Source organism: Chthonomonas sp. (assembly GCF_035294505.1).
Classification (GTDB): Bacteria; Armatimonadota; Chthonomonadetes; order Chthonomonadales; family Chthonomonadaceae; genus Chthonomonas.
Genome location: NZ_DATGKU010000194.1, coordinates 1 through 10,342 on the forward strand (window position 1 = coordinate 1; position 10,342 = coordinate 10,342).

Annotated in this window: 9 protein-coding genes and 1 pseudogene; 6 read left to right on the forward strand and 4 right to left on the reverse strand. The window is 56.7% G+C overall.

The features are described from left to right. The 5 genes and pseudogenes from VKV18_RS11940 to VKV18_RS11960 all read left to right on the forward strand — a co-directional run. Window positions 1-673: pseudogene (locus VKV18_RS11940) on the forward strand (hypothetical protein); the annotation flags it as partial. Between the two features lie 66 nt (window positions 674-739). Beyond that, the gene (locus tag VKV18_RS11945; protein WP_324204429.1) at window positions 740-1,444 is read left to right on the forward strand and encodes a rhomboid family intramembrane serine protease; all 705 of its coding nucleotides are present in this window, start codon (window positions 740-742) and stop codon (window positions 1,442-1,444) included. 39 nt (window positions 1,445-1,483) lie between these two features. Next, the gene (locus tag VKV18_RS11950; RefSeq protein ID WP_324204430.1) at window positions 1,484-2,338 is read left to right on the forward strand and encodes an SDH family Clp fold serine proteinase; all 855 of its coding nucleotides are present in this window, start codon (window positions 1,484-1,486) and stop codon (window positions 2,336-2,338) included. A 314-nt stretch (window positions 2,339-2,652) separates the two neighbouring features. Next, window positions 2,653-2,877 carry a hypothetical protein gene (locus tag VKV18_RS11955; protein WP_324204431.1) on the forward strand — a complete coding sequence of 75 codons (225 nt, stop codon included), beginning with the start codon at window positions 2,653-2,655 and terminating at the stop codon, window positions 2,875-2,877. 90 nt (window positions 2,878-2,967) lie between these two features. Continuing rightward, window positions 2,968-3,444, forward strand: a complete 477-nt coding sequence (locus VKV18_RS11960) for a low molecular weight protein-tyrosine-phosphatase (RefSeq protein WP_324204432.1) — start codon at window positions 2,968-2,970, stop codon at window positions 3,442-3,444. Between the two features lie 31 nt (window positions 3,445-3,475). On the opposite strand, the gene VKV18_RS11965 is transcribed toward VKV18_RS11960, so the two are convergent. Genes VKV18_RS11965 through VKV18_RS11975 form a run of 3 tightly spaced genes read right to left on the reverse strand, consistent with a single transcriptional unit; the run spans window position 3,476 to window position 8,119 of the window. Further along, window positions 3,476-5,677, reverse strand: a complete 2,202-nt coding sequence (locus VKV18_RS11965; RefSeq protein ID WP_324204433.1) for a pitrilysin family protein — start codon at window positions 5,675-5,677, stop codon at window positions 3,476-3,478. After that, window positions 5,674-7,101 carry a pitrilysin family protein gene (locus VKV18_RS11970; RefSeq protein ID WP_324204434.1) on the reverse strand — a complete coding sequence of 476 codons (1,428 nt, stop codon included), beginning with the start codon at window positions 7,099-7,101 and terminating at the stop codon, window positions 5,674-5,676. Before VKV18_RS11970 ends, VKV18_RS11965 begins: the two co-directional genes overlap by 4 nt. Then, a complete protein-coding gene (locus tag VKV18_RS11975) occupies window positions 7,085-8,119 on the reverse strand; it encodes a metalloregulator ArsR/SmtB family transcription factor (protein WP_324204435.1) in 1,035 nt (344 codons plus the stop codon). The genes VKV18_RS11970 and VKV18_RS11975 overlap by 17 nt, the downstream gene beginning before the upstream one ends. Window positions 8,120-8,274: 155 nt before the next feature. Between VKV18_RS11975 and VKV18_RS11980 the strand changes: the two genes are divergently transcribed. After that, window positions 8,275-9,009, forward strand: coding sequence for a hypothetical protein (locus VKV18_RS11980; protein ID WP_324204436.1), 735 nt, complete (start codon window positions 8,275-8,277; stop codon window positions 9,007-9,009). 615 nt (window positions 9,010-9,624) lie between these two features. Here VKV18_RS11980 and VKV18_RS11985 read toward each other — a convergent pair. Beyond that, the coding region (locus tag VKV18_RS11985; protein WP_324204437.1) for a hypothetical protein at window positions 9,625-10,342 on the reverse strand (718 nt) is incomplete at its 5' end.

Consider the following 10,342-nt stretch of genomic DNA (forward strand, 5'->3'; position numbering starts at 1 on the left):
TGGAGGAGGATGGTGCGGCCTGATGGAGCGGCGAGTAGAGCGATTCGTAGGTGAGCATGTTCGTCGCCACCTAAAACACGTTGCGGCAAACATGCGTGAGATTTTTCGCCAATGGCCGGTGTCGCAGATTCTCGTTGGGGGTGACTCGAAGCTTTTTGACGACTTTCGCCACTGCTTGCCTAACGAGCTGCGGGCTTTATGGGTGCGCGACCTCGATCTCCCTGCCGATGCTCCTTTCGAGCAGCTACGGGATGTCGTTTTGAGCGTAGAAGGGGAGTTGCGGCAGGCTTACGAACGGAAACTGCTAGAGACCCTTTACGAAGAGTGGCAGGCCGATGGCTACGCGGTGGTCGGGGTCGAAGGCACGTTGCGCTCGCTCTATTTTGGCGAGGTAGAGACCCTGGTGCTCGACGCAGATGTTCAGCGCAAAGGCTACCGATGTGGCTATTGCGGCGGGTTGTGGACGGCGCCGGGACAATGTGTGTTTTGTGGCCACACCATGAGTGAAGAGGGGCTCGATCTTGAAGACGAATTGGTGGAGGAAACGCTTGTACACGCCGGGCGCGTAGAGGTAGTATCTAAACAAGAACCTTTCGCGCGGGATGGTGGGGTAGGAGCTTTTCTCCGGTTTCGACTAGAGCCGAGCGCCGCCGAGCTGTCGCAAAGCGCTTAGCTCTGGTGGTTTCTCACCACCCAACTACCTAGCGCGGAAAGTCCATCTCATTGATGAGGAAGTTCCATGCTCCCATTACATGATAACGCCCCCATCCGCCGTTTTCCTGCGGCGGTATGGGCGCTCATTTTCATCAATTTCGCCATCTTTCTGCACGAACTGCAGCTTTCGCCCGACCAGCTCCAGCTATTTGTCTATCGGTACGGGTTGATTCCGGCCGAGGTGATGCAGCCCGGTGGGCTGATACGTTACTGGCCCACCTTTATTACCTGCATGTTTCTGCACGGGGGGTGGCTGCATATTCTGGGCAACATGTGGTTCCTATGGATATTTGGCGATAATGTGGAAGACCGCCTCGGCACCATCCCGTTTCTGGTGTTCTATTTTTGTGGGGGCATCGCCGCCGGCATTCTGCAGGTTGTTGCATCGGCCTCTTCTCAGATACCGACCATAGGGGCGAGCGGGGCTATCGCGGCGGTAATGGCGGCCTATCTGGTGTTCTATCCCAAGGCGCGTGTTTTAACGCTCATTCCGATCTTCATCTTCCCGTGGTTCATCGAGTTGCCGGCTATAATCTGGATCGGCTTCTGGTTTTTAGAACAGTATCTCAACGGTGTAGCCGCACTCACCACAACGCTCTACAACATGGGAGGGGTGGCTTATTGGGGCCATGTGGGAGGCTTTGTTTTCGGCCTGATTGCTGCCCTCCCGTGGCTGGCAAGCCCACAACCACCCCCTCGCTACCGATATCGGGGCGGCTATCCCTACTAGCCCGATGTGCATCTATTTTTCACGAAAGGAGTGAAACGCGTGGACCCTATCTTTCAGCTCTTCTGGCTCTTTCTGATTATCTCGTCGGTGGCGCCGCTGTTTCAACAGCAGATGCTAACCTACGAGCGAATGAAGCGCCTGATGCTGTTTGGTAAAAAGCGTAACTCGCAGGTCATAACCCTGATCCATCGGCAGGAGACGATGAGCTTTTTAGGGTTTCCTCTCCTGCGTTTTATTGATATTGAAGATTCGGAGCGCGTTCTTCGCGCCATCCGACTTACACCGCCTGATATGGCCATTGACCTCATCCTGCACACTCCGGGAGGGCTTGTCCTCGCTGCCGGTCAGATCGCCCACGCGCTGGCGCAGCATCCGGGAAAAGTCACCGTGTTTGTGCCGCACTACGCGATGTCGGGGGGAACGCTTATTGCTCTTGCCGCCGATGAGGTGATTATGGACGAAAACGCCGTGCTTGGCCCGGTGGACCCTCAACTTGGAGAGTATCCGGCAGCCTCCATTTTAGCGGCTTTGCGCACCCCGAACCCCAACCGTGACGATCGCACGCTTATCTTGGCCGACATCGCCGAGAAGGCGATCAGACAGGTGGAGGAGACGGTCTACCGTCTCGTAAGCCCTCGGTTGGGAGAGGAGCGTGGTCGCACATTGGCACGCACACTCAGCGAGGGGCGCTGGACGCACGACTACCCGATCACCGTAGCAGAGGCACAAGAGATGGGTCTTCCGGTAAGAACCGGTATTCCAGAAGAGATTTACGAGCTGATGGCGCTCTACCCGCAGGCCCATCAGCGACGTCCGTCGGTGGAGTATGTTCCTGTGCCCTTCCATCCGGGCGGGCAAGACCACGGGCCGGCGCGTACCAATCGAAAGAGCTAGATGGTCGCGTGGCCTACAATCCCTTAAGGCAGAAGATAAATTCAGAAAAACCGAGAGTAAACTACTGTCTTGCCTCTCCTAAGGGGCGAGGTGGGAACTCGTGGGCTGTAGGCAGAGAGTCGCCATCCGCCAGGATCGCTCACTGCTAGGTACCTTCTCCCTAAGTAGGGAGGAGGTTACGCGCAAGCCCACTGCCTTTAGGAGGGGTATCTGACTTTTCACCGAGATGCGCGATCCTATCTGTGGACTGCAGATCGGTTACGGGCAAGAGAGCGCAACAAGAGGAGGCCCTGGAGGGGTAGAATCTAGGTAAGATGACCATGCGAGTTTGGATGATCGGCCTGGGCGTCCTGTTCATTATAGGGCTGCTACTTGTAGTCCTTCGCAGCCTGTTGCGCCTTCAGCGTCGTATAGAACGCTTTCTGCTTACCGAACGCGATGATTTGGCACGGCGCGATCCCTACCAAGCCCTCTTGGAAGAGACGGCAGCAAAAGAGGGGCAGCCCATAGCGCTACTGCGCACACGAAAGCCGAAGTAGGCTAATCGAGGGCACCCTGTTGAAGAGCTAGCGACAGGTGCCCCCAGCCAGCAGCTATTTTAAGACGAGAAAGAGGGATTTCTTCATAGCATGATACGGGTTCTGTTCGTCTGTTTGGGCAATATCTGCCGGTCGCCTATGGCAGAAGCACTTTTCACCCAAAAAGTCCAAAGGGCCGGTTTGGCGGATAAAATTGAGGCCGACTCGGCAGGAACAGGGGATTGGTTTATCGGCGAGCCGCCGCACCCAGGAACGCAAGCTCTGCTGCAGCAACACGGCATCGCCTATGACCACCGCGCGCGTCTGTTGGAGGCCTCCGATCTGCAGCGCTTTGACTATATTTTGGCAATGGATTGCAGCAATCTCACCTACATTCGACAGATGGCGCCGGGTGGAGAGAAGGCAAGGCTCATCATGGAGTTTGCGCCGGAACTAGAGCACCTGGAAGTGCCCGATCCCTACTATACGGGCGAGTTCCCGCTTGTTTATGAGCTGTTAGATAAGGCCACCGATGGTCTGCTCAAAGCCATCTGTAAAGAGCACGGCCTAGCCACAAAGTCGGCATAGATTTGCTTAGTCCGCTCCTACGGTGCTCTGTTTAGGGATTGCGTGCGGTTTTCGGCTTGGCGAAGATCGTATCGTCCACCTTGACGTTGGCTTGGGTATCCGTGATGTCTAGCTGCATAAGGGTCGCTTTGTCTTGCATCACTGTGATCTGCTGAGGCAGTTGCACGCCGTTGACGGAATGATAGTTTTTCAATGTGGCCGTGATCATGGGGTTATCGGCTGTTCCCGGAGCGACAATGCGTTGGACGAGATGGGTTTGTGGATCGAGATAGAGTTGCACGGTTTGCCCTTGTGGGCTTGTCAGCGCAAAGCCGGGCAGAGTGCCGGCATCAGTCTTCAGATCGGGCACAGAGTGAACGGTCTCTTTGCCCTCTTTGGCCGCAAGGAGCAGATGCAGCAGGTTGGTGGTTGAGGCGATCTGCACAACAATGGCAGGGGCATCCTGCGGCACCCCCAAGGAAAACCAGGGGGCAGCATCGCCGCCGGGCACGCCGATAGCGACCGGGCCAAAATCGGTTTGCAAATCCATGCGCATGCGATCAGGGGCTAGAAACGTGAAACTGAAGGAGGAGATCGGAAGGGGGTTGTTCGTCGCCAGCCCTGGCGGTGAGAAGCTCCCTTTACCCTTTAACTGCAGCGTTTGAAGCGATTTGAGCGCATCGCCCCCGTGTGCTTGCCAAGCCTCTTGAAAGAGAGCCTCCGCCTCGTTATGCGAGGTAGAGTTTGTGCTGGAGGCAGCGCTCTGCAGCGTTGGGGAAAGCAGGTCTACATGGTCTTCCGGGATGACCTCTACCGTGCCAAGAGAACGGATCTGGGGCACAATCGCAGGGGCGTTGCCCACCAATACCACGATGGGATGGGCGAGAGGCAATCGGGCCATGGCCTGCTGTGCCTGTTGGGGTGTAACGGCTTGAACATGGGAGGCGTAATCGGCCAGCTCTTGCGGACCTTGTCCGTATAAGAGGGCCGGCTCCAGCGCCGTGAGAAAGCCTCTTGGAGTAGAGCTACGAATGAAAAACGAGCCGACCATGTAACGCTGGCTTGCCATCAACTCCTTAAGGGGAATAGGTTGTTGCCCGATCTGCCGAATCAAGTCGAGCGCAAGACGCACGACTTCGCCGGTGGAGGTGGTTTTCGTAAGCGTTACTGCTTCCAGAGAGCCGGCATCCCGATGGAGTGTAAGACGGCAGTAGGCATAGTAGGCAAGACCGCGTTGTTCACGAATGGCACTATTTAATCGCGAATTGAATTCGCCGCCACCAAGCACGTCGGCCGCCACCTCGGCTGCGATGCGGTCGGGAGCGGCATAGCCCGCCGTAAGCACCCCAATGCTGATGGCCGTCTGCGCAGCATTTGGGCGATGAATAACAAGGAAGGTGCTCTGGGAATAGGATTTAGGAGCAGGGGGCACCTCCGCTGCCTGCCGGCTTTCGGGTGGCCAATTGCCGAAGTAGGTTTGCACGAGCTTATGCGCTAGGGCTGCAGAGAGATCGCCCACGATAAAAAGCGTGGAGCCGTTGGGCACAAAATGTGTTTGGTGAAACTGTTTGATTTCGGCAGGGTTAATGGCACGTAGCGTTTCCGGCGTACCTTTTGGGTAGTCGCCATAAGGATGAGCGCCGTAAACAAGGCGGTCGAGCGCGGTTGTAGCGAGTGTAGGGGCATCGGAGAGATCGGAGGCGATCTCGTTTATGATCTGTGTTCGCTCTTTCGCCACCTCCGATGGAGGAAACTGAGGATGTAGTGCCACATCCGAGAGCAGATCGAAAAGGGGACGTGCATCGTCGCTAAGCCCTTGGAGGCTAAGAAACAGATAATCACGCCCAACGGTAGTGGAGAGTGTGGCACCGAGCTGATCGAGCTGTTGGGCGATTTGCAACGCTGTGCGGTGTTGGGTGCCCTTATCCAACAGGCGCACCGTCATCTCGGCCAAGCCCACCTTCTCCGGCGGATCGTAGACGGAACCGGCCGGCACCGCAAGGTCTACCCACAAAGCCGGTTGGCGATGGTCTGGCACAAAAGCCACATGCAGCCCGTTGGGCAGGTTCCATCGAAGCACGGTGGGCAGAACGAAAGCGGGCAGGTTGGCGGGGGAAGGGGGTGAGGTAAGCCCACCCGGCGCGATCTGCGCATGGAGCGGCGCCTGTGTGGAGAGCAGGGCGAAAAGGAAGCCGAGTTGCTTTAAAAAATGGTCTAGACGATATGGCACGATACGACGTTGGGCGGGTTTCATTTAGAACTGTCCTCCTGGTGGGGCGTGTAGGATGACGCTGAAGCCGCGTTGGGCGGAAGCATGATGAGGATGTTGAAGAGATGCGGTGCAAAATAGCGACGGGCTACGCGCCGTACGTCCTCTGCGCTCACTCTTTGAATCGCATTAATCTCTTGGTTCACTTCGGCGGGGTTGCCGTAGTAAAGGTCGGCTTCTCCAAGCGCATCGGCTTTCTGCTCCGTGGAAAGGAGGCCGAAAACGTGGGCGACGAGGGCTTGACGTTTTGCCTTTTCTAACTCCACAGGGGACACAAGTTGACTACGAAGTTCAGCAAACTCCTGTTGGAGGAGGCGAACCACCTTTTGCGGCGAAGCCCCCGCGTTCAAACTAACATCGCACTCAAACCATCCTGCAATCTGCAGGCTGTTCGGATAGGCGCTCACGCTGTTGGCCAGCTGTGTTTGACGTACCAAAGCACGATAGAGGCGTGAGCTATCCCCGTTGGAGAGGAGGTTGCTGATGACCTCAAGCACGGGAGTTGCCGAATCGTCGGCTTTTGGCGTACGGAAAGCCAGCGTGACAAGGGGCAGAGGGGCGAGGGGATCGGTCACCGTCTGCTCTTTCGGAGCTTTTTGCACGATGCGAGGAACGGGGTAGCGTCGTGGTGGACTAGGCGCGTTGGGAATGGCGCCAAAGAACTTGCGGATGTCTTGAAGCGCCCGTTGCGTTTGGAAATCTCCCACAAGTACGAGGGTAGCGTTATCCGGGCGATAGTATTCGGTGTGGAACGCCTGCACATCACGGAGCGTAGCTCGGTCGAGGTCGTGCTTGCTTCCGATGGTTGCGTGTCCGTAGGGGTGGTTCGGAGGATAGAGCATGGAGAGCAACAGCTCCTCTTGGCGTCCGTAAGGGGCGTTCTCGACGTCCATGCGGTGCTCCTCCTCAACAACGGCGCGCTCTGAAACCATGTTCGCCTGGTCTACCTTCAAGTTGGCCATGCGGTCGGCTTCCATCCAGAGCACCATATCGAGCGCGTTAGAGGGCACCGTCTCATAGTAGCGTGTTCTATCAAAATAGGTGTCGGCGTTGTCATCGCCCCCAACACCGTTGATGTAGCGGTCCCAATCCCCCGGTTTCAGGTGAGCGGTTCCTTTAAACATGAGATGTTCGAAGAGATGGGCGAAGCCGTGTTTGCCCGGCGGTTCCTCTTTGCTGCCGACGTGATACCAAATTTCCAGTGTTACGACCGGCGCATGGTGATCCTCTAAGGTAATGACCTTGAGGCCGTTGGCGAGGGTGGTCGTTTTAAAGTTGAGCGGCGGAAGCTGTAAAGGGGGATTTTTCTCACCGTATAGAGGTTTAGCGAGGGAGGGCGCAAAGAGCCAAAGCAGGATAAAAGTGGCAAGAGATAAAAAGGCTTGCATCGCTTTAAGAGGATAGGTCATCGGGCGTGATGTTCTCCTCTATGGGGTAGGTTGCTGTATTCAGAGACTCGTGCCCTTCCCGACGGCTACGTCGTCCGGCAGAGGTGGGTTCCTCGGTCTTTTCGTGATAGTGCAGGCGAAGAAGGAGGTCTTGTTCGTAGTTGCCAAAGCCTCGTCCGAACAGATTAAAGCCGCCCACGTGCTTCGCGTCGGGCTTAATACCGATGCGCACAGTGATAGGTTGTCGGGGTAAGATGAGGGTCTGGGCAATAGTGGTTTCGGAGACCAAAACGCCGTCCACATAGCTGCCGGTCTGGTCAAGCGACCAGATTTTCAACATGCCGTGTTGGGTGAGGCGATCGTTCCACCAGGATGGGTTAAGGCGCCCCCGATGGCCGCCGAAGTCGCCGGGCGAAGTCCAGGTACCCACCTCAACGCCGTTGATCCAGAGCGTGATATCTGAGGGATAGTCGTTGTTGTAGTCGGGGCATTCAGAACATATCTCCATAGAAAGCTCCACGCGATAGATTTCCATAGAGGTGGGGATATTGTTTGGGAAGACATACTCCACGAAGCCGTCGGCCATCCAGAGAATCTGTGCTTTGGCGCGTTCTGGCAGAAAGAACGATTGGGGGTCGTCGAAGAAACCGATGATGCCTTCCGACGAGGCGAGGCCGCAGGTGGGTTTGGGATAGGCGATGGTATAAAGCCCTATCGGCATCTGCACCTCCTCGATCTGGCCATATGGCTGTTGTGCGCTTTCTAGGGAGAGGATGATGCGGTCGTAGCGCAGGCGACAACGTTTTTGCATGCCTTGCACGCCGGGGCGATATTCGCAGACGATCAGCCCGGCCTGTTCCAGAATCTGAACATGTTTGGACACGCTCGGATGAGCTACTCCAAGCACCTGCTGCAACTCACTGATGTTCATCTCACCGTCGGCAAGCTGCTGGAGAATGCGCAGTCGCGTTTCAGAGGCCAACGCTTGAAAAAGCTCGCTATTTTCGGTTAGTTTACATTCGAGGATGCGCGATTCCATAGAAAATGCCCTGCTTCCACCAACTCAAAGACTTCCCCTTCATTTTACCTTTTAAGTGAAAAGGCTGCCTTTGGAAACGCCTTGAAAAGGCGGGAACTCTTGTGGGGTAGAATGAGTAGTATAATTTAGTCTACATGTTTGGTGAGGAGAGGATCATGAAACGCGAATTCATTGTGGAGCGGCAAGGGAAAGTTTTCTGCCTGTATGCGGGGTTGTTAGACCTGGCACATGCCCGAGGGCTTAAGGCCATTGAGACCGAGTTGGTGCAGATTCCCACCGAGGCCAACAAGAACGTCGCTATTGTGCGTGCGGTGGTACGAATGGCGGGTAGTAAAGAGGGGGAGGAACGGATTTTTACCGGTTTAGGAGATGCCGACCCAACCAATGTGGCTCCGGCCATGCGCACCTGTTTATTGCGGCTTGCCGAGACGCGGGCAAAGGCCCGCGCCTTGCGCGACGCCGTCAACATTGGGGTCGCGGCGCTTGAGGAGCTTGGAGATGCGGAGGGCGAGAGCCTCTCTATGGAGAGCGCACCGGAACGCGGCTATCTTTTAGGACGCCTTCCTAGCGAGCGTGGAGGGGAGAATGGCGCCGGTGCAAATCCGGGGGAAGGGCGCCGGCCTGGTGGGCATCGCACGCCTAGCAAACGTAAAGAGAGTTTTGACGCTTCAGAGCGGCTGTCTGAGGAACAGGCGAACGCCATTCGCACGCTGTGCAAGCGACAGGGGCTTCAGGTTGAAGAGGTTGTGCGGGAGCGGTGCGGTTTGGAGGCCCTCGATCAACTCAACGCGGCTCAGGCAGCCGAGCTGATCCGTGCGCTTGTGCATGCCCAGCAGCTTTCGGTTGTCCACTCATCGAATAATCATAAGTCGGCAACAGCTTCGCGGTAGGGAGGACGTGGGGGTGTTAGGAGGGTTACCCCTTGTGGTTTACCTGCCCATCACACAGTCGGTTCTAGAGCCAATTGACACAACAAGCCTATCATGTTCGCCCCCTATCCCGCCCTTTCGTCTTGCAGACAGCAATGCAGCGGCCAGCGAGATAGGCGATGAAGAGAATGATTCAGGCCGCTGAGGTGGTCAGCCCTCCCCTGTAGGGAGAGGGGAGGGTGGAGCTGTCGAGGCTAGCGTTTCTGGAGCCAGTTCGTATAGCAAGCCTGTCATGTTCGCCCCCTATCCCGGCCTTTCCCCCGATTCGGGAGAAAGGGGGCTAGTGCGTTTAGTTTCCAAAAGACAACCTACCAAAGGAAACCGCAGGAAAGCTTGCTGGTCTCCCCTCTCCCTGATAGAGGGAGGGGAGTGGGGGTGGGGGCTGGAGAAGCAGACGGCGGTGCAGTGGACAGGGAAAGAGGCGATTAAGGGAACGACACAGGCCGCAAAGGCGTCGTCCGCTAGGACGCCCACCGCGAGGCGTCCCTCTCCCTGATAAGGGGAGGGGGCTGACAGTCTCCGCCCCCTTCAACAATGCCACCATTGGGGCGCGGCGCTAGGCCCCTTTTGCTGTCGCTAGAAGCCAAAGCGCGGGCTTTTGATCGGCGAGTGGATGGGCAGTGGCCGCCGAATCAGGGTGCCATCGCGATGATCTAGAATGAGATCGGTGCAGTTGGCATAGGTTTTGGTCAGCTCTGCAGCGATGTGTTCGCACTCTTCAGTAGCGGGAAATTGCGCCCCGATCTCCTTAGCGATGGTCTGTGGGTCGCGCGTCTCTTGAATGGGCGTGGCCGTTTGCCCATCCGGGCTTATTTCGAGGCGTGTCTCCCAAGGGAGATTACAAGTTTGAGTCATAAAGCCGGCGATGTCGGGGGTGATCGGTTGGCGCTCGGTCCAATGAAGGTCAAGAGCGAACAGAATCAGCCCTGGTTTGGCAATGGCCAAGTCTTGGTAAGTATCCTCGTCTTGAATATCGTAGGAGTGGGCCAGGCAAAGCAGGGCCAGCTCTTCCTCGCTGTCGGTATTATCGCCGATTTGGTAGGGGCGGATGTTTTCTTCTTCGATCTCCCACCACTGGGCAAAAAGGCGCGCAAGCGGTTCCGATGTCTCGCCGAGCCAAAGCAGTTTCGTGGGCGCCAAATCGCGCGCATCGAGAAATGCGGCCGTTACACCCACAACGTAGGCTACATCCTCCTCGCTGGGCTGGAAGAAAACAAACCGTTCGCCTGGCGTCTCGGGCTGCGGGTTGGTCTCTACCAAGATGCCGCGCGTCTGCACATAGTGCCATTCGCGT

Excerpts from the sequence above, each read along its gene's own strand:
- VKV18_RS11945 (WP_324204429.1), top strand. The coding sequence starts at position 740 with ATGCTCCCATTACATGATAACGCCCCCATCCGCCGTTTTCCTGCGGCG.
- VKV18_RS11955 (WP_324204431.1), top strand. The coding sequence starts at position 2,653 with ATGACCATGCGAGTTTGGATGATCGGCCTGGGCGTCCTGTTCATTATA.
- VKV18_RS11960 (WP_324204432.1), top strand. The coding sequence starts at position 2,968 with ATGATACGGGTTCTGTTCGTCTGTTTGGGCAATATCTGCCGGTCGCCT.
- VKV18_RS11965 (WP_324204433.1), bottom strand. The coding sequence starts at position 5,677 with ATGAAACCCGCCCAACGTCGTATCGTGCCATATCGTCTAGACCATTTT.
- VKV18_RS11970 (WP_324204434.1), bottom strand. The coding sequence starts at position 7,101 with ATGACCTATCCTCTTAAAGCGATGCAAGCCTTTTTATCTCTTGCCACT.
- VKV18_RS11975 (WP_324204435.1), bottom strand. The coding sequence starts at position 8,119 with ATGGAATCGCGCATCCTCGAATGTAAACTAACCGAAAATAGCGAGCTT.
- VKV18_RS11980 (WP_324204436.1), top strand. The coding sequence starts at position 8,275 with ATGAAACGCGAATTCATTGTGGAGCGGCAAGGGAAAGTTTTCTGCCTG.